This window comes from Glaciihabitans tibetensis, assembly GCF_003003265.1.
GTDB classification, from domain to species: domain Bacteria; phylum Actinomycetota; class Actinomycetes; order Actinomycetales; family Microbacteriaceae; genus Glaciihabitans; species Glaciihabitans tibetensis.
This window is the reverse complement of the sequence record NZ_PVTL01000005.1, coordinates 261,460-284,424: the sequence shown is the minus strand read 5'-3', so window position 1 is coordinate 284,424 and position 22,965 is coordinate 261,460. Positions and strand designations below refer to the sequence as shown.

The 22,965-nt window shown below is 65.6% G+C and carries 18 protein-coding genes; 7 read left to right on the top strand and 11 right to left on the bottom strand.

The genetic code is table 11. The features are described from left to right. Positions 1-38: 38 nt before the first annotated feature. Genes B0I08_RS11150 through B0I08_RS11140 form a run of 3 tightly spaced genes read left to right on the top strand, consistent with a single transcriptional unit; the run spans position 39 to position 2,777 of the window. Entirely contained in the window at positions 39-1,430 is a 1,392-nt protein-coding gene (locus B0I08_RS11150; RefSeq protein WP_106212805.1) for a DUF5684 domain-containing protein, read from the top strand. After that, entirely contained in the window at positions 1,430-2,302 is an 873-nt protein-coding gene (locus B0I08_RS11145; protein ID WP_106212803.1) for a PP2C family protein-serine/threonine phosphatase, read from the top strand. Before B0I08_RS11150 ends, B0I08_RS11145 begins: the two co-directional genes overlap by 1 nt. Then, positions 2,292-2,777, top strand: a complete 486-nt coding sequence (locus B0I08_RS11140; protein ID WP_106212801.1) for a hypothetical protein — start codon at positions 2,292-2,294, stop codon at positions 2,775-2,777. Before B0I08_RS11145 ends, B0I08_RS11140 begins: the two co-directional genes overlap by 11 nt. On the opposite strand, the gene B0I08_RS11135 is transcribed toward B0I08_RS11140, so the two are convergent. Both B0I08_RS11135 and B0I08_RS11130 read right to left on the bottom strand, forming a co-directional pair. Further along, positions 2,766-3,155, bottom strand: a complete 390-nt coding sequence (locus tag B0I08_RS11135; RefSeq protein WP_106212799.1) for a chorismate mutase — start codon at positions 3,153-3,155, stop codon at positions 2,766-2,768. The genes B0I08_RS11140 and B0I08_RS11135 overlap by 12 nt on opposite strands. Positions 3,156-3,164: 9 nt before the next feature. Then, entirely contained in the window at positions 3,165-3,887 is a 723-nt protein-coding gene (locus B0I08_RS11130; protein ID WP_106212797.1) for a GNAT family N-acetyltransferase, read from the bottom strand. Between the two features lie 56 nt (positions 3,888-3,943). Here B0I08_RS11130 and B0I08_RS11125 point away from each other — a divergent pair, with 56 nt between their 5' ends. Then, entirely contained in the window at positions 3,944-4,552 is a 609-nt protein-coding gene (locus tag B0I08_RS11125) for a maleylpyruvate isomerase family mycothiol-dependent enzyme (RefSeq protein WP_106212795.1), read from the top strand. A gap of 44 nt (positions 4,553-4,596) precedes the next feature. On the opposite strand, the gene arfA is transcribed toward B0I08_RS11125, so the two are convergent. The 7 genes from arfA to B0I08_RS11090 all read right to left on the bottom strand — a co-directional run bounded on the left by arfA (position 4,597) and on the right by B0I08_RS11090 (position 17,920). Then, positions 4,597-6,111, bottom strand: coding sequence for an arabinosylfuranosidase ArfA (gene arfA, locus B0I08_RS11120; protein WP_106212793.1), 1,515 nt, complete (start codon positions 6,109-6,111; stop codon positions 4,597-4,599). An 84-nt stretch (positions 6,112-6,195) separates the two neighbouring features. After that, positions 6,196-7,128 carry a carbohydrate ABC transporter permease gene (locus tag B0I08_RS11115; protein WP_106212791.1) on the bottom strand — a complete coding sequence of 311 codons (933 nt, stop codon included), beginning with the start codon at positions 7,126-7,128 and terminating at the stop codon, positions 6,196-6,198. Then, complete coding sequence (locus B0I08_RS11110; RefSeq protein ID WP_245884757.1) at positions 7,128-8,096, bottom strand: carbohydrate ABC transporter permease; 969 nt, start codon at positions 8,094-8,096, stop codon at positions 7,128-7,130. The genes B0I08_RS11115 and B0I08_RS11110 overlap by 1 nt, the downstream gene beginning before the upstream one ends. Before the next feature lie 143 nt (positions 8,097-8,239). Further along, positions 8,240-9,592, bottom strand: a complete 1,353-nt coding sequence (locus B0I08_RS11105) for an ABC transporter substrate-binding protein (RefSeq protein WP_106212789.1) — start codon at positions 9,590-9,592, stop codon at positions 8,240-8,242. A 301-nt stretch (positions 9,593-9,893) separates the two neighbouring features. Further along, a complete protein-coding gene (locus B0I08_RS11100) occupies positions 9,894-10,931 on the bottom strand; it encodes a LacI family DNA-binding transcriptional regulator (protein ID WP_106212787.1) in 1,038 nt (345 codons plus the stop codon). 294 nt (positions 10,932-11,225) lie between these two features. Next, positions 11,226-16,385, bottom strand: a complete 5,160-nt coding sequence (locus B0I08_RS11095; RefSeq protein ID WP_106212785.1) for an ExeM/NucH family extracellular endonuclease — start codon at positions 16,383-16,385, stop codon at positions 11,226-11,228. Positions 16,386-16,633: 248 nt separating this feature from the next. After that, the gene (locus tag B0I08_RS11090) at positions 16,634-17,920 is read right to left on the bottom strand and encodes an adenylosuccinate synthase (RefSeq protein ID WP_106212783.1); all 1,287 of its coding nucleotides are present in this window, start codon (positions 17,918-17,920) and stop codon (positions 16,634-16,636) included. Positions 17,921-18,042: 122 nt separating this feature from the next. Between B0I08_RS11090 and B0I08_RS11085 the strand changes: the two genes are divergently transcribed. The 3 genes from B0I08_RS11085 to B0I08_RS11075 are packed head-to-tail and all read left to right on the top strand — an operon-like array spanning position 18,043 to position 21,304. Continuing rightward, entirely contained in the window at positions 18,043-18,681 is a 639-nt protein-coding gene (locus tag B0I08_RS11085; RefSeq protein WP_106212781.1) for a TetR/AcrR family transcriptional regulator, read from the top strand. Beyond that, positions 18,678-19,286 (top strand): P-loop NTPase family protein, encoded by a 609-nt coding sequence (locus B0I08_RS11080; protein ID WP_106212779.1) that lies wholly within the window; start codon positions 18,678-18,680, stop codon positions 19,284-19,286. Before B0I08_RS11085 ends, B0I08_RS11080 begins: the two co-directional genes overlap by 4 nt. Next, the gene (locus tag B0I08_RS11075) at positions 19,283-21,304 is read left to right on the top strand and encodes a YhgE/Pip family protein (RefSeq protein ID WP_106212777.1); all 2,022 of its coding nucleotides are present in this window, start codon (positions 19,283-19,285) and stop codon (positions 21,302-21,304) included. The genes B0I08_RS11080 and B0I08_RS11075 overlap by 4 nt, the downstream gene beginning before the upstream one ends. Before the next feature lie 349 nt (positions 21,305-21,653). Here the strand turns inward: B0I08_RS11075 and B0I08_RS11070 are convergent, their stop codons facing one another. Then, positions 21,654-22,091 carry a DUF3151 domain-containing protein gene (locus tag B0I08_RS11070; protein ID WP_106212775.1) on the bottom strand — a complete coding sequence of 146 codons (438 nt, stop codon included), beginning with the start codon at positions 22,089-22,091 and terminating at the stop codon, positions 21,654-21,656. Positions 22,092-22,195: 104 nt separating this feature from the next. Next, entirely contained in the window at positions 22,196-22,864 is a 669-nt protein-coding gene (locus B0I08_RS11065; protein ID WP_425432997.1) for a TrmH family RNA methyltransferase, read from the bottom strand. Between the last annotated feature and the right edge of the window lie 101 nt (positions 22,865-22,965).

The following is a 22,965-nucleotide window of genomic DNA, read 5'->3' as shown; positions in this document are numbered from 1 at the left end:
ATGGGGGAGCATTCTCGCCCGGCGGGAGTGCACAGAATATGACCGATGACCAGCTACCCATATTGATCATTGCCGCAGTACTCGCGCTGGTGCTCAGCGTGGGACTCTACGCGCTGACCTCAATCGCCCTCGGCAAGGTTTTCACGAAACTGGGCGAGGAGGGCTGGAAGGCGTGGGTTCCGGTGCTCAACAGCATTGTGATCTTCCGCCTCGGCGGAAAATCCGCCCTGTGGACGATCGCGCTGTTCATTCCGGGGGCAAATGTCGTCGGGCTGGTCTTCTATTATCTGGCGATCCACACAATCAACCGACGCATGGGCAAGGGCGCCGGTCTCACCGTGTTGGCCGTGTTCCTGTTCGTCGTCTGGGCCTGTGTGTTGGGTTTCTCGTCGGCCACCCCGGTCGCAGACGGCGACGACGAGCCCGTTGCCGTGCCGCCCCACTATGCCGCTTTCTCCGCCCTCGCGCCCCAGCAGCAGCCCCCGATTGGCACCCCGCCGGTCGCCTCTCTGCCGGGGTCGCCCGCCAGCGCGGCACCGGCTCCCGCCGGTCCCCCGCCGCCCTTCGCAGCCCCCGCGGCACCACCCTTCGGTGCGCCCGGTGCCGCGACGGGACTACCCCCGTTCGGTAGCCCAGGCACCGCGACGGGTACACCCGGAACTCACCCGTTCGCAGCCCCCGCGGCAGCCCCGCTAGCGGCCCCCGCAGCGGCCCCGACAGCCGCATCCATGTGGTCGGCGCCGCCGCCACCGCCGGTCTGGGCCGCGCCGACCACCGCCGCCTCCTCGTCCGGCCGTGTCGCGTCCGCACCGATTGCGGCCCCGACGGCGGAGGGAGCAGCGGCGTGGAGCCCGCCCGCCAACGATCTGTCCTCGGCAGCGGATCGACCCGGCACGACGGCCCGCCCGGGCGAGCGCATCGAGATACCCGCGATGGTCGCCCCCGCAGCATCCGCCATTTCCGTCAAACCCGACGGGGACGACACGCACGACGAACACGGCCCGCGCGACCTCGACGACGAAGCCGCGAAGCCCTACGACGACAACGAACCAGACAACCCCGAGGAAGAGGCGACCGTCATCTCCGGTCGCCGATTCGCTCCGTGGACCCTCGAAACCGACGGAACACACCGCATCTCGATCCTCAGCCCGGTGGTGATCCTGGGGCGGAATCCCGCTGCCGACCCGGCGTATCCCGACGCCCAGCTGGTCTCGGTGCGCGACGTACGTAAGACCGTCTCGAAGTCGCACGCCCGCGTGGAATTCGCCGCGGGCCGCTGGAGTGTGACCGATCTCGGTTCAACGAATGGCGTTCTGTTGATCACCCCATCGGGCGAAGAACGCGAGATCGAATCCGGTTCGCGGCAGGATCTCACCGACCGTTTCCTGCTCGGCGAACTTCCCGCGCGACTCTACCCCGGGAACCACTGATGGAACACGGCGGTGGGCCGCCCGCGCCAGAAACGGTTGTAGCGCTCCGGCATGCCGCGCGCACCGATGTCGGGCGCAAACGTGCCGTCAACGAAGACTCGCTCCTCGCACGTGACCCGGTCTTCATCGTCGCGGACGGAATGGGCGGTCACGAGGCGGGTGACCGGGCAAGCGCGGCCGTCGTGCAGGAGTTCCTGGGGCTCGCCGGCCGGGAACTGGTCCTCGCCGACGTCACCGCCGCGGTGGATCGCGCCCACGCCGCGGTGCGCCACATCGCGGACGGCACACAGCGTGGCGCGGGCAGCACCCTCACCGGCGCCGTCCTGATCCGCCACGACGCCGTGCTGCAGTGGCTCGTTGTCAACGTCGGTGATTCGCGGGTCTACCAGATGCGCGGAAACAACCTCGCCCAATTGACAATCGACCATTCCCTCGCCCAGCAGTTGGTCAGCCAGGGCAAACTTCGCACGGACGAAGTGGCCACGTTCGCCAAGCGCAACGTCATCACCCGCGCGGTGGGTGCCGCAGACAGCCCGGCAGACTACTGGCTGGTGCCGGTGGTCTCCGGCGACCGTTTGCTCGTCTGCTCAGACGGGCTCACGGGCGAACTCGTCGACGAGGCGATCCTCGCCGGGCTCACCCTCGGCGGCGGCACCGAACAGACCGTCGACCTCCTGCTGGCCCGGGCCCTCGAAAATGGCGGACGCGACAATGTCTCGCTCATCGTTGTCGACGTCATCACGGGCGGCGCGGCACCCACCGATGAGCCATCGACGGGGTCGTTCGTCGATTCCGACACCGCAACAACCGATACGAGGCTGGATGACACGGCAGAAGTTCCCGGCAGACGGGGTCGCTCCAGTGTCAAATAGCCCCGGGCCCGACGACGAGACCGCGCCGGACGAAGAAACGGTGATCTCTACCCGCGACACCGCGAATGAAGACACGCGGCTCTCTGCGCGGCATCCCGTGGACGACGACACGCAGCTCTCTGCGCGGCATCCCGCAGACGAAGACGAGCCGGACGACGATGACCTGCACGAGACCGTGTTGCGCGGACGCCGGGCCAGCGGTCCCCGTGCGGCATCCGCCGCCGCCGCGGGACCGGGCGCGCCGCCGGACACCTACGGCATCCGTTCCGTCCCCACCCGTGCGCCAATCGCGCGCGTCGACCTCGCCTCATCACTCCCGCGCGCGACCCTGCCCGCAGCGCCGGAGGAGATCCAGCTCGTCGCGCGCAAAAAAGCACGACGCCGCGGCAGGCTGCTGATCGGTGCGATGGTTATCGCCACCGGCGCAATAGCGACCGGAGTCGTCTACGGCATCGTCTGGCTGCTAGCGGCCTGACGCTTCAGCGTCGGGCGCGGACGCAGGGGCAGGCGCGGGGGACGGCACCGAGACGCTGCCCGAGTTCGCGATCTCCGTGTGGTGGTGGATTACCTCGGCCACGATGAAGTTCAGGAACTTTTCGGCGAAGGCAGGGTCGAGGTGGGACTCGCCCGCGAGTCCTCGCAGCCGCGCAATCTGCACGCGTTCGCGCTCCGGGTCGGAGGCCGGAAGGCCCCCGGCGGCCTTGAGACGGCCGACCTTCTGGGTGAACTTGAATCGCTCGGCGAGCAGGTGCACCAGCGCCGCATCAATGTTGTCGATGCTCTCCCGGATCGACAGGAGTTCTTCGAGCAACTCCTGGGACTCGGCGTCGAGGGGGCCATCGGTCAGTTCCATACGTCGACCCTAACCACTCTCGGCCTGTCGCCCGAACCCGGGCACCACTGAGCGGGACGGGTTCGGCACTGAGCGGGACTCGTTCGGCAGGCTCGGCGGCGTACGGAACAACACGGGACGGTCCTCAAACGGCGCCAACCGCTCGGTCAGGATCGAGTGCACCCGGCTCCAGTCGTCACGGATGACCGAAAAGACCGCGGTGTCGCGCCACGTCCCGTCTGCCCGGGGCTTGTCGCGTCGCGCGATGCCCTCAAAAGTGGCGCCGATACCGGTGATAGCCGCACGGGACCGCTCGTTGACGGCATCCGCTTGAAATTTGACCCGGCCAAACCCCGAATCAAAGGCGTGCCCGAGCAACAACAGCTTTGCCTCCGGGTTCACCTGGGTGCCCCAGACCCGCGGATCGTAGGCGGTCCACCCGATGTGCGTATGTTCGAGCGCCTCGTCAAAGTCACCGAGCGTCGTGGTTCCCACCAACTGACCGTCGTGCGGTCCGCCGCTGATACGCACCCCGAAGACGTTGCCCGTGCCCCACGGCAGGTACTCCACTGCCCACGGCACAAATCCGGCGAGCGTTCCGCGGTAGCCGGCCGGGCCGCCGCCGTAGCCGCTGGCGAACACAATCTCGTGCCCGATCGCGTTGAACAGCTCGGGCAGGTGTGCGTGCGTCAACGGAACCAGCTGGATGAAACGGCCGGGCAAGACAACGGGATCTGGTCGCTGGGCGGTCATAGAAATATTCTGCCGCATCCCGCTGCCACGCCCGCCCGCGGTGGCACCATGGAGGCATGATGCAGGCCGACTCTTTTGGCGACACAGCGAACGCCTTCCTGGATCTCGTTCGGCGTATCGAGCCGGACCAGTGGGATCTGCCGGGCCTCGGCGAGTGGTCGGTGCGCGATCTCGTCGGCCACACCTCCCGTGCCATCAGCACGTTGGAGCTCTACCTCACCGACGACGCCCCCGCCACCGTGACCGTGCCCAGCGCCGAGCAGTACTACCTTCGCGTGTTCGACGGGCACACCGACAACGCAGCCGTCGCGGCACGGGGCCGGGCGGCCGGATGGGAGCTGGGGGATGCCGCGGCCGCGCGCATCGCAGAATCCCTGTCCCGCGTCCGCACCCTCCTCGCGGAGCAACCGGCCGACCGCACGGTCGCGATCGGCAGCCTGGCAATCCCTCTGGCCGAGTACCTGCGCACCCGCGAGTTTGAGCTCGTCGTGCATGGGCTCGACCTCGCGCACTGCACCGGCATCCCCATCGCGATTCCGCCCGCGGCCCTGACCGGCGCCACCGTGCTCGCCGCCGGCGTCGCGGCGCAGCGCGGCCGGGCAGAGGAGTTGCTGTTTGCCCTCACCGGCCGCGACGCGCTCCCCGACGACTTCACTATCTTCTAGTCGGTCTCACAGTCAGGCCGCACCACTCACTCCTCCACGGCGAGCTAGACCGCGAGCGCCACAGCAGTCCACGACACCGGCGGAAGCACGAGCGTCAGCGCGCCATCAGCGATGGAAACGGTGTCATTGTCGCTCAGCCCAACCCGCTCGGGGTCCTCCAGCGTGTTCTTGGCATACACGTCGGCGTCAGACAGAGTCTGCGCCTCAAGCACGCGAACCTCGCCGAGCGCGGAGACATCCACCGTGACCTGCACCTCGTCCGTCGTCGAGCGGTTCACCAGGAAGACCGCACTTCGGCCGGTCTCGGCGTCGTGGGTCGCGACGGCGTCAACCAGCGGAACCGAGCCGTAGGCCTTGGTGTCGTAGTTGCCCACCTCCAGTTTGACGTTGAGCGCCGACCCGGTTGCCAGCCTCGACGTGAGCGCGAACGGGAAGAACGTGGTCTGCTTCCAGGCGATTCCGCCGGGCTCAGTCATGATCGGCGCGATGACGTTCACCAGCTGGGCGAGCGACGCGCTGGTCACCCGGTCGGCGTGCTTCAGCAGCGAAATCATCAGGCTTCCGAAGACAACGGCATCGGCGACGGAGTAGATGTCCTCGAGGAGGCGCGGCGCGACGGGCCAGTTGTCGAGTCCGGTGATCTTGTCGACGTTCTCGAATCGTTTGAGATACCAGACGTTCCACTCGTCGAACGAGATGTTGATCGACTTGTCGCTGCCCTTCACGGCCTTGACGTGGTCGGCTGTCGCGACGACGGATTCGATGAAGTGGTCCATGTTGACGGCGGATGCCAGGAAGCTTCCGAGATCCCCGTCGACCTCCTCGTAGTACGCGTGGCAGGAGATGTAGTCCACGGCGTCGTACGTGTGGGTGAGCACAACGCGCTCCCACTCCCCGAATGTCGGCATCTGGGCGCTGGAGGATCCGCAGACGACGAGCTCGATCGACGGGTCCAGCTGACGCATCGCACTTGCCGTCTGCGCGGCGATCTTGCCGTAGTCGTCGGCAGAGCGGTGTCCGAGCTGCCACGGGCCATCCATCTCGTTGCCGAGGCACCACATCGTGATACCGAACGCGTCCGTCTTGCCGTTGGCGATCCGGCGCTGCGCCAGGGCTGTGTCGCCCGCAATGTTCGAGTACTCGAGGAGGTCGAGTGCCTCGAGGGTGCCACGAGTGCCGAGGTTGACCGCCATCATCAGTTCGCTGTCGACCTTGTCGAGCCAGGACGAGAACTCGTGCAGGCCGACCTGGTTGGTTTCGGTGGAGTGCCAGGCAAGGTCGAGGCGACGCGGCCGGTCCTCTGCCGGCCCAACGCTGTCTTCCCAACGAAATCCCGACACGAAGTTGCCACCGGGGTAGCGAATGGCGGACACCCCGAGTTCCTTGACGAGCTCGATCACGTCTTCACGAAACCCCTCGGCGTCGGCGGTGGGATGCCCCGGCTCGAAGATCCCGTCATAGACGCAGCGCCCGAGATGTTCAACAAAGGATCCGAAGAGGCGGCGATTGACCGTTCCGACCGTGAAATGGGGGTCGACGGTGAGGCGTGCAGTGGACATGGTTCTCTTTCTGAATAGACGGTGATCGATCGTGCCCGAGGGCGATATATGAGGCGGATGCTGCAGCGCAGCTACTCCGGCCAGCTACTTCAGCGCGCCGAGCGACAGACCGCCCTGCCAGTACTTCTGAAGAGCGAGGAAGGAGACCACAAGCGGGAGGATGGAGACAAAAGCGCCCGTGGTGACGAGGTTCCACATCTGTTCTCCGCCGGCCCCGGCATTGGACAGGGCCTGCCAGTTGTTCAGCCCCACCGTCACCGGCAGCAGGTTCGGGTCGCTGAGAACCGCGAGGGGGAGGAAGAAGTTGTTCCAGGTCGCCACGATCGACACGAGAAGGACCGTGACGATGGCGGGCCGCAGCAGCGGCAGGGCCACCTGGAAGAAGGTGCGCAGTTCGCCGGCGCCGTCGACCCGTGCCGCGTCGAGCAGCTCGTCCGGCACGGCGTCCTGGGTCGACACCCGCATCAGGTACACCCCAAACGGGCTGAGCAGCGACGGCAGGATGACCGCCCACATGGTGTTGACCAGGCCGATGTTGCTCATGAGCACGAAGGTTGGGATGACCAGCGCGGTGAGCGGCACCATCACGGCCCCGAGTAGCAGCGAGAAGAACGCGCTGCGGCCGCGGAAGCGGTACTTCGCGAATCCGTATCCGGCAAGCACCGCGAGCACGGTCGCTCCGATGCCGCCCGCGAACGCGTAGAGGAACGAGTTTCCGAGCCAGCGCCAGTAGATGCCGTCCTGGCGCTCGAACAGTTCCGCGATGTTCGAGAACAGATGGAACTCGCTGTCGAACCAGAGGGCTCCGCCGCTGCCGGTAAACAGGCCGGCGGTGTCCTTGGTGCTGGCGACAATGAGCCACCACAGCGGCGTCAGGAAGTAGACGACGAGGATGAGCAGGAAGATGTGGGAGCCAATACGGCGTCCACCGGAGCGGGTCGACTCTCGTCTACGCGCATCCCGCTTCTCCTCCGAGCTCGTTCGCGTCGAGGTGGGAGGGGTCTGCAGGAGCGCCATTACTTCAGTCCGTTCTGCTTGCGGGTGAGGAAGAGGAAGAGGTACGAACCGATGAAGACAACGATGCCGAGAGCGAACGAGATCGCCGAGGCGTAGTTGAACTGGCTATAGGAGAAGGCCAGCGAGTACGCATACATATTGGGTGTGTACGACACGGGTATTGCGCCCTGCGCGACGGCCCGCAGCACCTGCGGTTCCGTGAAGAACTGCAGGGTTCCGATGAGCGAGAAGATCAGCACCATGACCATGGAAGACGAGATCATGGGGAGCTTCACCCGCAGCGCGATCTGCCTCCCGTTCGCACCGTCCAGTCGCGCGGCCTCGTAGATCGAGGTGTCGATGCCCCGAAGCGCGGCGTAGATGATGATCATGTAGTAGCCCGCCCACTGCCAGGTGACGATGTTGACGAGGCTGCCGAAGATGCTGTCCTGGTCGAGGAAGCTGGGTGCCGCCGCGCCGAAAAGTGCGAAGAGGTCAGTAGCCGGGCCGAAACGGGGGCTGTAAAGGAAGCCCCACATGAGCGCCCCGATGACGCCGGGAACCGCGTAGGGCACGAAGATCATCAGCCGCGAGAACTTCGACAGGGCCGTGGTCAGGTTGTCGAGCACGAGCGCGGCCAGCGTAGCAACGATGATCTGGGCCGGGATCATGACGATAGCGAAGCGACCGACGCGACCGAGACCCTCCAGGAAGATCGGATCGGTGAACGCCCGGGCGTAGTTGCCGAACCAGGTGAACTGGGTGCCTGCGGCGAGCGTGCTCGTCTGAAGGCTCATCCAGAAGGCGTAAATCAGGGGGACTATCAGAAACCCCACAAAGACGAGGGCGAATGGTCCGACGAACAGCCAACCCCAGCGCTGCCGGCGCCGGTCCATCACATCGATGCCGGTCTTGCGTTTTACGGGCCGCCGTTTGGTGGGTCTCCCGGCGGGGACGGGCGTTTCTGCTGGTGCAGTCAGGATTGCCATAAGTTTCTTCCTCGAATCTCACGCGGGGTATCGGCCGGCCCGCCGCGCTCTGGGCGAGCCGGCCGATGGGTTCTGCTGTGCTTCTTGCTAGCAGCGAGTCGCTGGTTGCGAGTTGCTGGTTGCGAGTTGCTGGTCGCGAGTTGCTAGTCGCTTACCGTGAAGCCCTGCTCGGTCGCGTAGGTGGTGAGGGAGTCCTGTAGATCGTCGAGGGCCTGGTCGCCATCCTTTTCTCCCTGGACCATCGCGTACAACTCTTCGGTGAGCTGGTCATACGCGTAGTTCTGGAACGGACTGAAGGTTGCGCCCTCGTACCCGGCAGCGGCGTCGAGGAAGACTTCCTTGTTGATCTGCTGTCCGCCGAAGAACGGGTACTCCAGGTTGGCGAAGTACTCCGATTCAAGCATCGGCAGGTACGACGGGAAGAGCGCGCTTTGCTCGACACCGATCTTCCAGGCCTCGTCGGTACCGAAGATGTCCTTGGCGACGGTCGCGGCATTGGCCTTGTCCTCAGCCTGCTCGGTCACGGCGAAGGTGGAGCCTCCCCAGTTGACCTGGACGGGGTTGGTCGCATCCCACTGGGGAAGCGGCGCCGCGCGCCAGACCGCATCGGGGTCGGCATCAGACAGGCCCTGGAGGTAACCGGGTCCCCACGCCGCCGCGAGGTATACCGCGTAGGTGCCATCGACCAGGCTGGTGTTGTAGTCCGCGGTGAACGCATCGTCCGTGGTGACAAGGTCCTTGGTGACCAGGTCGTTCCAGTAGCTCAGCACCTTCTTCGACCCATCGTCGTTGACCTCGATGCTGATGTCGGTCGGCTTGGTGGCGTCATAGACAAACGGCACCGAACCGGTCTGGGCGAACAGAGCCTGGTTGAAGGCTCGTCCGTTGGTGGGGAAGTTGGCGAGAACGCCGCCTGAGCCCGAATCCTTCAGCTGCTGCGCCGCGACCGCGAACTCGTCCCAGGTCGTCGGGACCGTGGTGATCCCCGCCGCCTCGAACAGGTCCTGGCGGTAGAGCATGCCCATCGGGCCACCGTCAACGGGAATGGCGTACACGGCGTCGCCGCTCGACGCATCCTGCCAGGAGCCCTCGGTGAAGTTCGCCTTCACGTCGTTGGCGCCGTACTCCGTGAGGTCAACGAGCGCATCACGAATGGTGAAGCTGGCGAGCACCTCTGATTCGAGCTGGATGACGTCCGGCGCACCAGACCCCGACTCGATGGCGGTCGAGAACTTTGTGTATTCGTCGTTGCCCTGCCCGGCGTTGGTCCAGCACACCTGGACGTCGTCGTGGGTGTTGTTGAAGTTGTCGACGACCGCTTCGAAGGCGGGATACCAGGCCCAGACGGTGACCTGTGCGGCGTCTTCGTTGACAATCGTGTTGGTGCACGAGTCGTCGCCGCCGGCTGAGGCGGTTCCGGATCCGGACGAGCAGCCCGTAAGGATCAGGGCAGACCCGGCTACGAGGCCGAGTGTTGCCAGAAGGGGGGATTTCATGTCGATTGCTACCTCTCGCGGTGATGGGACACCGTTGTCATCGTGGCGCGAGGGGCCGGCGCGAGCGTGCGCGGTCCTCCCGTACCGAGTGCGGGGATGGCTACTGCGGAGAGGACTCGACTGGGACGTAGGGCAACTACGCCAGCTCGAATCCCCGTTGATTCGTGTTCAGTTCTGATTTACAACGTTGTAGGTAAACGTTGTAAAAGTAATGTTCTGAGAAAAGTCACCACCTGTCAAGCAAGATCGTCACATTGATACCGTCACTGTGACCTGAATCAATTTCATGACCCGATTGCATTTACCGGCGGATGTCGGGCTGGGCAGCCTCTGGCGACGTCGACTCCCGTTCGACGACCCGAAACCGCGCGTGGATCTCACGCGGCGCCGTCGCCCCAGTGTTGCCCGCGATGCGCTCGAGCAAAACGCGCACCGCCGTATCTGCAATTTCGTCCCTGCCGGGGTCAATCGTCGTCAGGGTCGGAAGGGAGTATTGCGTTTCGTCCAGGTTGTCGAACCCGATCACCGCGACATCGCCGGGAATGCGATATCCGGCCTCCTGGAGAACCCGCATCGCACCAAGCGCGAGGGTGTCATTGAGAGCGAACACGGCATCGAACTGCACGCCGCTGGCCAGGAACTCGCGCATTGCCGTGGCCCCATTCGACCGGTGCCAGGTCGTTGTGTACGCCAGCAGGGCCGGGTCAAAGGGCACCCCCGCGGCGTCCAGGGCTTCGCGGTACCCGCGGAGACGCAGCCCGGCTGAACCGATGATCTCCCCCTCGTGAGCGCCGACCACCGCGATTCTGGTTCGACCGCTCGCCAACAGATGCTCCGTCGCCGCCCGCGCCGCCTCAACGTTCTCCATGGTCACGTGATCGGTCGGGCCGTCGAAGATGCGCTCCCCGAGCAGAACGAGCGGGTACCCGACATCCAACAGGCCTCCATCAGCGTTGTCCATGCCGAGCGGGCTGAACAACAGCCCGTCCGTAAGCTGGCGCCGGGGGCTCGACAGCAGCTCGATCTCGCGTCGCCGGTCACCCCCGGTCTGCTCGATGAGCACGGTCACACCGCGGCGATCGGCCGCCTTGATCACGGAATCGGCAAGCTCCGCGAAGTAGCTGAGTGACAGCTCAGGCAGCGCCAGTCCGATGACACCCGTGCGTCCCGACCGGAGGCTGCGCGCGGACAAGTTCGGCGTATAACCGAGCTGCTCGATCGCGTCGAGCACCCGTTGTTTGGTCGCCGGCCGGATATGGGGGTAGTCGTTGATGACGTTCGAGACCGTTTTGATGGAGACATCCGCAACCCTCGCGACATCGTGAAGCGTTGCGGCCATGCTCTCTCCTCATCTGGCGCGGCGCGGACCTCAGTGGCTGCGTCGGCGGTGCTGCATGGCGCCATATTACAACGTTGTAGGGAACCGTCGACATCCCGGCCCGGTGGGCAGACCAGAGCGGCGCTGTGCGGGTAGACCCGAGCACCGCCTGGCGGGTATACCAAAGCGCCGCCCGGGCCAGCCTTCCTCCGAGGAGAGAAGTCCGGCACCGAGCGGCGCTTGGGCTATTCAACGAGCTGGGTGGTGAGCCAAGTGGCTCCTAGCTATCTCTAGCTATCCCCAGCTTTCCTGCAGCTAGCCTTCCAACATTGCCGAACTACGACGGCGACGGGTCACCGCGAGCGCCGCACCGAGCGACATCAGCAGCAGCGCCACCAGCAGGGCTGGCGAGGCGTCTACACCCGTCGAGGCGAGCGATCCCGAGCCGGGCTTGGTCGCAGCCGCGCCCGTTCCCGTGGCCGTGATGTCGGTCCATCCGATCACTGCTCCCGAAGCATCCTGCACTGCAAGGCGGTACTCGCCCGCAACCAGGTTCGCGGGAAGCTTGTAGGACACGGTGCCGTCAGCGGCAACCAGCAGCCATGCACTGGTGGTGACACCGGCGGCGGAGTACAGCGAGACGGACACGAACTGTCCAGCGAACTGCGTTCCCACGTTCAAGGTGACCGTCTGGCCAGCGACAACAGTGTCATCGCTCACCGTGATGTCATCCTCGAGCTCAGGAGTGAGGCTCGCCGCGCCAGCGGCAACCGGAGCGTTCGCCGGCATACCGTTTCCGCTACCGCCGTCCGAGCCGGGAACCTCGGGGGTCGGCTCCGGGGTAGGAGTCGGGTCCGGGGTCGGAGCCGGAGTCGGGTCCGGGGTTGGAGCCGGAGTCGGGTCCGGGGTCGGAGCCGGAGTCGGGTCCGGGGTCGGAGCCGGAGTCGGAGCCGGCGTCGGGCCGGGGGTCGGCTCCGGGTCGGGCACGATCGCTGCGAGTGTGAGCGGGACGCGCACCACGGTGCCCGATTCCTTCGCCGTGATCACCAGCGTTACGTTTCCACCGATGTCGGACGGAACCGTGAAGGAGACCGTCGCGGCACCGGAAGCAACCGGGGCCGTGACTGCGGCAGCGGAACTGCCCTCGAACGACGCGGTGACCTCGGTGTTGACCGGGCTACCCAACGAGGTCAGGTTCAGCTTCGACAGTGTCACCGAAGCAGACGTTCCTGCTTCGAGAACGCCGGTCGGAAGACCGGTTACCGCAACGGCACGACGATCGTACGACGGTGCAATCGGGCTGTTCTCCTGGAGGTAGGAGACCCATGCGTCGCGGTCAACCAGACCCGAGTCGCGTGTGTCCGTGCCCTTGGCGAACTCACGGAAGTTGTCGCCGCCCTGGAGAAGGAAGTTGAACGATCCAACTCGGTAGTCGCGAGTCAGCACAATCGGCGCTCCGTCAATGGAGATCGACGTAACTCGGTCGCCCTCGGCGCGCGCGGCGTCGTAGGTGTAGCTGACGTTATCCGAGAGTCCCAGGTTGAGGAACGGACGTGACGGAACACTGCCGTCAGGGTTTCGCTGCCACTGCTGCTCGAGAACGGTCTTGAACTGCGCACCGGTGAGGGTGGTCGTCCAGAGGTTGTTCACAAACGGCAGCACCGCGTTGGCTTCGGCGTAGGTAACTACACCATTGCCTTCGCCCGCCGCCGAACCCGCGTAGAGCAAGTCGGCGCGAATTCCACCGGGGTTCACAACGCCGATCTCGGCACCGCCAACGTCCGGGTCACTGAGGCTGCTCAGCAGGGAATCCGCGATCAGGTTGCCCAGAGTGGACTCGCTCGCACGGTCCTCAACAACCTTTGTCGCGTCGGTGGACGCTCGGGTGATGTCTTTGGTAACAGCGCCAACCGGTACGTTGCCCTGGATCGCTGCCTGTGCGAGCGCAGCATCAACGATCGTCTTGACCTCGGCAACGCGCGGGTACTTTTGTACGAGTACAGCATCCGCCCTGTCGAGCGCCTTGTCGGTGGGTGTGTTGACAATCACCGGGCGCGCGACGTTGCGAGCATCGGAGGCAATGACCTCGCCCGTCGTGACGTCGAACTTGAGCTCGATCTGGCCGATGTACTCGCCATAGCTACCCGTCTGCAGAACAGGACGGGTCTCGCCGGCCGGGGCGTTAGGAATCTGTGCTTCCCACGCGTACTGCTTGTGAGTGTGACCGGTGAAGATCGCGTCTACCTCTGCCGTGGTGTTGGTGACGATGGCAGAGAACGCGGAATCGGTCAGGGCGATCTCTTCTTCCAAGGTCGCTCCGTCGGGCGTTCCCGCGCCAGCACCCTCGTGGTACTCAGCGACGATCACGTCGGCGAGGTCGCCCGCAACAAGACGAGCAGCAACTCGGTTGACGGCCGCGACCGGGTCTCCGAAGTCGAGGGTAGCAACGCCCGCGGGCGACACCAGGGTCGGCGTCTCCTCGGTAACCGCTCCGATTACTGCGACGCGAACGCCATCCACCTCAAAGACGTCGTACTCCTGAAGTGCGGGAGTGGTTGTGCCCTTGAGGTACACGTTTGCACCGAGGTAGGAGAAGTCGGCGGATGCATTGACTCGGCCGGTCAGGTCGCTGAAGCCCTGGTCGAATTCGTGGTTTCCGACTGCGGAGGTGACCAGGTCGAGCGTGTTGAGCACATCGATGGTCGGCTCGTCCCTCTGCGAGGACGAGGCGAACAGGGAGGCTCCGATGTTGTCACCGGCGGAGAGGAACAGCGTGTTCTCTTCGCCAGCTTCGGCGCGCAAACGCTCAACGGTTCCCGCGAACTGAACGGTGTTGGCGTCAATACGACCGTGGAAGTCGTTGATGTTGAGCAGGTTGATGTCGACCGGCTGCGGAATCAGGTTCAGTCCTACGAGCGCCGGGTCGTGGTCCGAGGATCGGAACGCGTTGGGCTCGTAGAAGTTGGTGACGTTGTAGTTGTGACGGCTGTACTCCAGCGCGATCGACTCGACCGAGTTGATGTTCCAGATGTCGACGTCGTTGACCGACTCAACCGCTTCCGCGGAAGCGAAGATGTGGTCGAGCGAGCCGATTGCACCGCCGAAGGAGTAGGTCTCCTCGCCGGTGGTGCTCCCCAGGCTGACATAGCCGGCGGCGGTGAGCACGTCGATCGGGTCTTCCTTGAGGTAGGCGTTGAAGTCACCGGTCAGGAACACGCGGTCGATGCCGGAGCTGGTCTTCATCTCTGCGGCAAAGTCAACGAGGACCTTCGCCTGCGCGACGCGAGCCCGGTTGTATGCGCCCTGCCCGTCGCCCGTGTCGATGTCGGTGTTTCCGGCCGGGCCCGTGCTCTTCGACTTGAAGTGATTGACGATCGCGAGGAACGCGGTGTCGTCGCCGCCGCCGACCAGCTTGAACGCCTGGGCGAGCGGCTGGCGTGCAGTGCCGGTGAAGGCGGGGTCGTTCTTGATGACCGAAGCACCGACGGTTTCGACAACCGCAGGCTTGTAGATGAAGGCCGTGCGGATGACGTCCTCCTGCTGGCCCACAACTGCGGGAGAGCGGACGTACGACCAGGTTCCCGCGCCGGCGGCTGCGTTGAGCGCGGCGGTCAGCGTCTTGAGTGCTTCGTCGCGGTCAGTCTTGCCGAGGGCTGCCGAGTTCTCGATCTCTTCGAGCGAGACGACGTCAGCACCGAGAGCGTTGATCGCGGCAACAATCTTCGCCTGCTGGCGCTGGAAGTCCTCTTCTTCGGCGGCACCGCGAACGGCACAGCTATCTCTAACCGTGACCTTGTTACCCGCGCGGTCCTCGTAGTACCTGCAGCCGGTGAGCTCGTCACCTGTGGTGGAGAAGTAGTTCAGCACGTTGAACGAGGCCAGCGTCGCGTCCCCGCCGACATCGTCGGGCGTGGCGGTGCGGGTGTTGGCGAAGGTCGCAGGCTGAACGGTCGCCGCGTTGGCCCCGGTCAACTGGCTCAGCGGCTGGAAGCTCCACGCTCCATAGCGGTAGTCGAGGATCACCGGGGAGGTGAACGACACGGCCGCACCCACGCGAACGGGGCTCGTCGTGGAGACGTAGGGAAGAGGAGTGCCCTTGATCGCGGCGTTCGTCGTGTAGTTTCCGCTGGAACCGTCATCGAGGCTGATGATTCGGTTCTCGTTGTCCGCGACCATCGCGCGGTATTCTGCGCTTCCTGGTTCGACTACGGCGGTCGGCGTCTTCAACGGCGAGTCGCCCTGAACGATCTGGACCGAACCGTAAGCGTTTGTGCCGTAGGTGTCGGTGACGGTGAAGCGTCCGGTCGGAGCCAGCAGCATTCCCTCGAGCGACTCGCGCTGAGCGGTGACGCTGGGGTAGGCGACGTTAGCCGGAGTCGGAGCGACGACCGACTCGGACAGCACGGTGACCGCTGCTGTGTCCGTGACGGCGAGCTGCGTCAAGGTGGAGGGATAGGTCGTGGCGTTGCTGGTGTACTCAGAAACGCGGCCCGTCACCTCGATGTAGCTTCCGGCCGTGACTGCGGCAACAGTCGCGGCCGAGAAGACGAACACGGCGTCAGACGAAACGTGGGTGGCGAGGTCAATCGCGCCGCCCGTTCCGGGAGTCTGAATGTAGTAACCGTTGTAACCACCGGTCGCGTACTTCGCGGTGACTACACCGCGAGTAGTGACGGTCTGGCCGGCCAGCGGGCTGGTGTCAGTGGTGCCCTGAATCGCGTTGATCGGAACCACCGCGCCGGGCGTCGGCGTCACCGTGGGGGTAGCCGTCGGCGTGCCGGTCGGCGTTACCGTCGGGGTTGCGGTCGGCGTCCCGGTGGGAGCGGGGGTCGGGGTGCTACCGGTGGACCCCTGAGGAGTCGGTGCCATCGTGGTGAAGTCAGCGGAGTTGACGTCTGTGTCGACGGCGGCTGCACGATTAAGCGAAGAGGTGACGGATGCTGCGGTCGCAGCCGTGCCCTCGAAGGTGTTAGAAGTTCCGTAACCCAGAAGGTCCACGATCGCGGGGTTGCCCACGAGCGAACCGGTGGCCGGCGCGGTCAGAGCGGTTGTCTGTGCAGCGAGGAAGATCGTTCCGCCGCCTGCAGCGAACGAGGGGCCGAACGTGGCGTCCTCGGTCGGCAGAGTTGCGCCGTTCGCGGCGTTGGACGAACCCTTGATCAGGTAGTAGCCGCCGGCCGGAATGGTGCCGGTGAGGGCGACAACTCCCGACGGGTCGTCGGTCCGCGTCGCCGGACGGTACTGCAACGACATCCCGCTCAGGTCGATTGCCGCAGTCGTCGGGTTATAGAGCTCAACAAACTTGTTGAGGTAGGTCGCGCCAGCGCTTCCGCCGTTGAGGTAGGCCTCGTTGATCACGACCCCGGTGCCCGCTGTGTTTGCTGAGGCGGGCAGGGCCACCAGCGGCGCCGCCGCTAGTGCCAGTCCCAGAAAACCGGCAATGCCGACTTTCGATCGATTCCACGTTGAAGTCAAGGTATTCCCCCGGGTAGTTGGCGCGCGCACAGAAAGACGCGTCACATATGACTTTCCTATCTAACGCGGGGCAAATTGCCATGTAGTGAACAGAGAGTTTCGAAACGGTAACGGTGAGTGCTCTTTCATGCCCGAGGACATGAGAAAAAGTAGAAGAACGAGGACGACGCACAAAAGACCGGTGTCGGTTCGCCTCGAGGACGAACCGACACCGGTCCTGGATTTACTACACGAGCGTCCTTGCGGACCTAGCCGAGCAGGTCGTGGCGAACGACGATCTCGTCGCGACCGGGTCCAACGCCGATGGCCGAGATGCGGGCGCCGCTCATGGCCTCAATCGCGAGCACGTAGTCCTGGGCGTTCTTCGGAAGGTCTTCGAAGGAACGCGCTCCGGTGATGTCTTCCGACCAGCCGGGGAACTCTTCATAGATCGGAACCGCGTGGTGGAAGTCCGACTGCGACACCGGAACCTCTTCGACCCGAACACCGTCGACGTCGTACGCGACGCACACGGGAATCTTCTCGAGTCCGGACAACACGTCGAGCTTGGTCATCACAAAGTCGGTGACGCCGTTGACCCGGGCGGAGTAGCGCGCGATCGGAGCGTCGTACCAGCCGGTGCGGCGCGGGCGACCGGTCGTGGTGCCGTATTCGTGGCCCTGCGAGCGCAGGTACTCGCCCCACTCGTCGTCGAGTTCGGTCGGGAAGGGACCGGCGCCCACGCGTGTTGTGTAGGCCTTGACGATGCCGATCACGCGCTCGATACGGTTGGGTGCGACACCCGAACCGGTGGCGGCGCCACCGGAAGTCGAGTTGGACGAGGTGACAAAGGGGTAGGTGCCGTGGTCGACGTCGAGCATGGTCGCCTGGCCGCCCTCGAACAATACGGTCTTGCCCGCGTCGAGCGCCTGGTTGAGCAGCAGCCCGGTGTCGGCGACCAGCGGACGCAGACGCTCGGCGTAGCTCAGCAGGTCTTCCACGATCTCGTCGACCGAGATCGCGCGCCGGTTGTAGATCTTGACCAGCAGGTGGTTCTTCTGGTGCAGCGCACCCTCCACCTTCTGGCGCAGGATGTTCTCGTCGAACAGGTCCTGGATGCGGATGCCCACGCGGTTGATCTTGTCGGCGTAGGACGGGCCGATGCCGCGTCCGGTGGTGCCGATCTGGCGCTTGCCGAGGAAGCGCTCGGTGACCTTGTCGAGCGTGCGGTGGTACTGCGTGATCACGTGGGCGTTGGCAGAAACCAGCAGCTTCGAGACATCCACCCCACGGGCAATCAGTGCGTCGAGTTCTTCAAACAGAACCTGGATGTCGATGACAACGCCGTTGGCGATGACGGGAATGACACCGTCCGTGAGGATTCCGGAGGGCAACAGGTGCAACGCGTACTTCTCGTTGCCGATGACCACGGTGTGGCCGGCGTTGTTGCCGCCGTTGAATTTGACGACGTAGTCGATGCGGCTTCCGAGCAGGTCGGTCGCTTTGCCTTTACCCTCGTCGCCCCACTGGGCGCCAATGATTACTACAGCTGGCAAGGGGGATCCCTTCGATTGGGTGGGGATTACACCCCATTCTACTTCGACTGAAGCTGGGCGGTTTCGACGAGCACTCAACAGTTATCTTGCACATCGGTGTGCAAGATATTAGAGTGGGGCCGGTGACACCCACACTTTCTTCCGCTCGCCCTCCGGCCCGAGCCCGCCGCGCGGACGCCGAGCACAACCGCACCGCGATCCTGGAGGCCGCAGCCGTTGCACTCAACCGTGACCCCGACGCCAGCCTGCAGTCGATTGCCGCAGAGGCTCATCTCACCCGGCGCGCGTTGTACGGGCATTTCAGTACCCGCGAAGACCTGATCATCGCGCTGCTGTGGCGCGGGGCATCCCGCATCACCCTCTCCATCACCGCCGTCGACTGTGGCAACAGCCGGATGAGCATCGCCCGCATCGGGTCACGCCTCTGGGGTGAGGTCGAGCATGTGCGCGTTATGGCGCGCTTTGCCGTGCGCGGCCCGTTTGCTCCCATCGTGGCCGAGGCGCTCGCGCCGCTGCGCAGGCTGTTGCTGACCATCGTGAAGCGCGGCATTGCCGCGGGCGAGCTGCGCCAGGACATCTCCCCCGAACTGCTGTCGCGACTCATCGAGGGCTCCGCACTCGCGGTGCTCGACGAGGCGAACCGCACCCCCCTCGGCCGCGACGACGGCGCGCGCCTGGTCATGCAGGCCGGCCTTGCCATGGCCGGGCTTTCCTGGCGCGAGAGCGAACAGACAATCACAGAAATGGACCGCACCCCGTGAGGATCGCGCTAGAAAACGTCTCAAAGGGCGATGCCCTGCCGGAGCTGAGTCTGGCTTTCGAAACCGGCACCGCCACCGTCGTGGGGGTGGAAACCGCGGGACGCCCGACCGTGCTCGGCCTCGTCGCCTCCGGCCGCATGCGCCCAGACTCCGGCAGCGTTCGCGTCGATGGCGCGGTCGCGTACGGCACGATTCGAACCGCCATTGCCTTGGTGGATGCCCCGACCGTGTCCGAGCCATCGGCCGAGATCACGCTCGCCGGGGTCACCGCGGAGGAACTCATGTTTGCGGGCCTGCCCGCCTCCCCGTGGGCGGTGATGCGAACGCTCCGCACCCTCGGCTTTGACGACCATGCCAAGCACGCGATGGGCGACCTGCCGCCGGCGGTGCGGATCAGGGTTCTGGCCGAGCTCGCGCTGCTGCGGCCCGGCGTGCGCGGTGTGGTGCTGACATCCCCCGACCGGCACGGCGGTACCCCAGACGACTGGGCAGAACTCGCGCGAGAACTCGCCGAACGCGACCTCGCGGTGCTCGTCATCGTGGGTCACGCATTCGCAACAGCAGCAGCATTCGCAACAGCAGCAATAGAAGAGAAGCAATCGTGAAGATCCCCCAGATGATCGCCGCAGAGTTCCGGCGGCTGACCGCGACCCGTCTCGCCGTCATCGCCCTCATCGCGCTCACCGCCGTACCGATCCTCTACGGAGGCCTCTACCTCTGGGCCAACCAGGACCCGTATTCCCGACTCGACCAGGTGCCCGTCGCCCTCGTTGTGAGCGACACGGGCGCGAGCGTCGACGGCGTGACCACCAATTACGGGGATGACGTCGCCGACGATCTTCTCGAGGACGGCACGTTCGACTGGTCCCTCGTCTCTGAAGCGGATGCCGCGGCGGGAGTGGACGATTCCACCTACGACTTCAGCGTCACTCTCCCCGCTGACTTTTCGGAGGCGCTCAGCTCCGCCTCGGAAGACACTCCCCACCAGGCGGAGGTCATCCTCACCACCAACGACGCGAACAGCTACCTGTCGACCACCATCGGCGAACAGGCGGTGAAGACGCTCCGCACCTCGATCGTCGAGCGCGTCAATCGGCAGGCCGCGGACAAGTTTCTGGTCGGGCTCTCCGATATTCGGGCGAAGCTCGTCACCGCGGCAGATGGCGCGGCCGATCTCCTCGCCGGAGCAACCACCGCGACGGACGGCGCAGCGAGCCTCGCCACCGGGGCCGCGACCCTGTCGTCGGGCGCGAACGAACTCGCCACCGGAACGCAGAGCGTCGCGGATGGCGCTGCCAGCCTCGCCACCGGTGCAACCACGCTGGCCTCCGGGGCCCAGAGCGTCGCCACCGGCAGCACCAGCGTCGCCACCAACGCAGCGGCCCTCGCCGAAGGCGCCCAACACGTCGCCGACGGCAACGCCCAGATCGCGGCCATCGGCACCGAAGTCGCGACCGCGGCAGATGATGCCATCGCCGACCTGCCCGCGGCCCGGGCAGAGATCCTCGCCATCCTCGACTCGTCTGGCCTCGACGCCGCGACGGTCGCTGGAGTCACGGCGCAGCTTGACGCGCTCGACTCGCAGCTGCGGGCGGGCAACGCGTCCATCCACTCCGCGACGGATGAGCTCAACACGCTGTCGGCGGGAAGCAGCCAGCTCGCCAGTGGCAGCGCGGCCCTGGCTACCGGAAGCGCGAGCGTCGCTACCGGAGCGCAGAGTGTCGCGTCGGGGAGCTCCACTCTCGCATCCGGTGCTGGCACCCTCGCATCGGGGGCGGCGACCGTGGCTAGCGGCAGCCAGAGCGCTGCGGCGGGGGCGGGTGAACTGGCGGCCGGGGCATCCACCCTGTCATCGGGTTTGAATGACCTTCGCGACGGAATCAGCACCCTCGGCTCGGGGCTGACCGACGGGGTAAGCGCGATCCCGGAGTCGACCGAGGCCTCGCGCGCGCTGCAGGCCGACACGATCGCCGACCCGGTGGACGTGAAGAACACCGCGGTGACCGCAGCGGGAACCTACGGCGCCGGCCTCGCCCCGTTCTTCGCGAGCCTCGCGGGATGGATCGGCATCTACGCGCTGTTCCTGATCGTGAAGCCGGTATCGCGCCGGGCAATCACGGCCCTGCACTCGCCGATTCGCATCACGCTGGCTGGCTGGCTCACCCCCGGCATCCTGGGAGCGGTGCAGATGGCCGGGCTATTCGCCGTGCTCGCTTTCGCGCTCAAGTTCGACATGAGCAACCCGGTGGGCGTGTACGGCGTGATGCTGCTCGCGTCCCTGACCTTCGCGGCAATCATCCTGGCGCTCAACCTGTGGCTGGGCAGCGTCGGACAGTTCCTCGGGCTGGTGCTGATGGTGCTGCAGCTGGTGACCGCCGGTGGCACCTTCCCCTGGCAGACGCTTCCCGCGCCGCTCGCCGCGCTGCACCACGTGCTGCCGATGAGCGCGGCCGTCGATGCGATGCGGCAGATCATGTACGGGGGCAACCTGGACTCAGCGCTGTCCGACATCCTCATGCTGCTCGCCTGGCTGGTCGGCGCACTGTTGTTCGCCATGATCGGGACGACGCGGATGACGCATTTCCGCACTCTGCGCGACCTGCAACCGTCGCTGATCGGGTAGTCGGTGCCCGGCGCCCATCGCTGACCGGGCAGTCGGGTTGCAACCTCCGGCCCTGAGGCACCATTGCGGCCGAGGTGTCCCGTTTGGTCGACCGGGCGAGACTGAAGTGTCTCGTCTAGTCGACCGGGCGAGACTGAAGTGTCCCGTTTGGTCGAGCGGGCAGGCGAAGTGTCCCGTCTAGTCGCATCTGATGAACAAATTACGACCAAACGGGTCACTTCACCGCGGGAGCCGCGCCGGATGGCCACAACAGCGACTAGACCTGGCACTTCACCGCACCGGCGGCTCGACGACCGCGCAACGCCCGCGCAACGACCGCGCGACGACCGCGCAACCTCCGCCTCAACCTTTACTCGGGAAAGCGCTTGGCGTCTTCCTCAGCCTCGATGGCGCGCACCACGGTCGGGTCGGCATCGAGCAGGAACGCGTCCAGCCGCTCCACTTCGCCCTCCTCGCCGATCGCGTCGGCCGCGCGGCGCAGCGCGTAGAGCGCACGAAGTACTCCACGGTTCGGTTCGTGCGACCACGGCACGGGACCCTGGCCCTTCCAGCCACCCTTGCGGAGCGCGTCGAGACCGCGGTGGTAGCCGACCCGCGCGAAAGCGTAGGACTCGAGGGTCTTGCCGGCGGCGAACGCGTCATCCGCGAGCAGGGCCCAGGCCAGCGAAGACGTGGGGTGGGCGATGACAACGTCCGAGTGCTCCATCTCGGTGTTGGCGAGGGAGGCGAGCACGTCGGGCTCTTCGGCGAGGCGGGTTTCAGGAAGGCCGAGCAGGTTCGATGTCATGCTGCAACGCTAACCCACCAAGCAGAACACCAGGCAGGTCGCTACGCAGCTCGCCGTGCACACAGCACACAGCAGGCACGTCGCCACGCTGTTCACCAAGCAGGTCAGGCGGATGTCGGGAAGCTCACGTGCTGGGTCACCCAGTTGTGCATCGCCACTGCCGCCGCTGCCGAGGCGTTAATGCTGCGCGTCGAGCCGAATTGGCTGATCTCGACGACGGCGTCGGCGGCAGCGATCGCCTCCAGGCTAAGGCCGGGGCCCTCCTGCCCAAACAGCAGAACACAGCGCTCCGGAAAGCTGAAGGTCTCGATGATGACGCTGCCGGGTACGTTATCGATCGCGATGATCGGCATGTTCTCCCCGCGAGCCCACTCGGCGAAGGTCGCGACCGTGTCGTGGTGAAGCACGTGCTGGTACCGGTCGGTGACCATGGCGCCGCGCTTGTTCCAGCGCCTGCGCCCGATGATGTGCACGGTGTCGGCGGCGAACGCGTTGGCGGTGCGCACGATCGACCCGATGTTCATGTCGTGCTGCCAGTTCTCGATCGCGACGGAAAACGGATGCCGATGCTCGTCGAGATCGGCAACGATGGCTGTCATCGTCCAGTACCGGTAGCGGTCGATGACGTTGCGGGTGTCGCCGTGCTCGAGCAGCTCGGGATCGTACCGGTCTTCCGTCGGTCGCTCCCCCGGCCACGGACCCACGCCATAGGTGGTCAGTTCGTGGGTGTTGGCGCCCGGAGCGACGGCGGCCACGCTGAACTCGGCGGCCACGCCGGACACGGCCGTCTCGGCGGGATGGGTAGCGGGCACGTCAGTCACCTCCCAATTCTCCCGCACTTGCCGGGGTGCCGTTGGCGCGAGGACTCGCGGGC

What these genes read in the sequence shown, in the direction of transcription:
- B0I08_RS11145 (WP_106212803.1), top strand. Translation starts at nt 1,430, where the DNA reads ATGGAACACGGCGGTGGGCCGCCCGCGCCAGAAACGGTTGTAGCGCTC.
- B0I08_RS11100 (WP_106212787.1), bottom strand. Translation starts at nt 10,931, where the DNA reads ATGGCCGCAACGCTTCACGATGTCGCGAGGGTTGCGGATGTCTCCATC.
- B0I08_RS11135 (WP_106212799.1), bottom strand. Translation starts at nt 3,155, where the DNA reads ATGGAACTGACCGATGGCCCCCTCGACGCCGAGTCCCAGGAGTTGCTC.
- arfA (WP_106212793.1), bottom strand. Translation starts at nt 6,111, where the DNA reads ATGTCCACTGCACGCCTCACCGTCGACCCCCATTTCACGGTCGGAACG.
- B0I08_RS11115 (WP_106212791.1), bottom strand. Translation starts at nt 7,128, where the DNA reads ATGGCGCTCCTGCAGACCCCTCCCACCTCGACGCGAACGAGCTCGGAG.
- B0I08_RS11110 (WP_245884757.1), bottom strand. Translation starts at nt 8,096, where the DNA reads ATGGCAATCCTGACTGCACCAGCAGAAACGCCCGTCCCCGCCGGGAGA.
- B0I08_RS11125 (WP_106212795.1), top strand. Translation starts at nt 3,944, where the DNA reads ATGATGCAGGCCGACTCTTTTGGCGACACAGCGAACGCCTTCCTGGAT.
- B0I08_RS11130 (WP_106212797.1), bottom strand. Translation starts at nt 3,887, where the DNA reads ATGACCGCCCAGCGACCAGATCCCGTTGTCTTGCCCGGCCGTTTCATC.
- B0I08_RS11070 (WP_106212775.1), bottom strand. Translation starts at nt 22,091, where the DNA reads ATGACATCGAACCTGCTCGGCCTTCCTGAAACCCGCCTCGCCGAAGAG.
- B0I08_RS11150 (WP_106212805.1), top strand. Translation starts at nt 39, where the DNA reads ATGACCGATGACCAGCTACCCATATTGATCATTGCCGCAGTACTCGCG.
- B0I08_RS11105 (WP_106212789.1), bottom strand. Translation starts at nt 9,592, where the DNA reads ATGAAATCCCCCCTTCTGGCAACACTCGGCCTCGTAGCCGGGTCTGCC.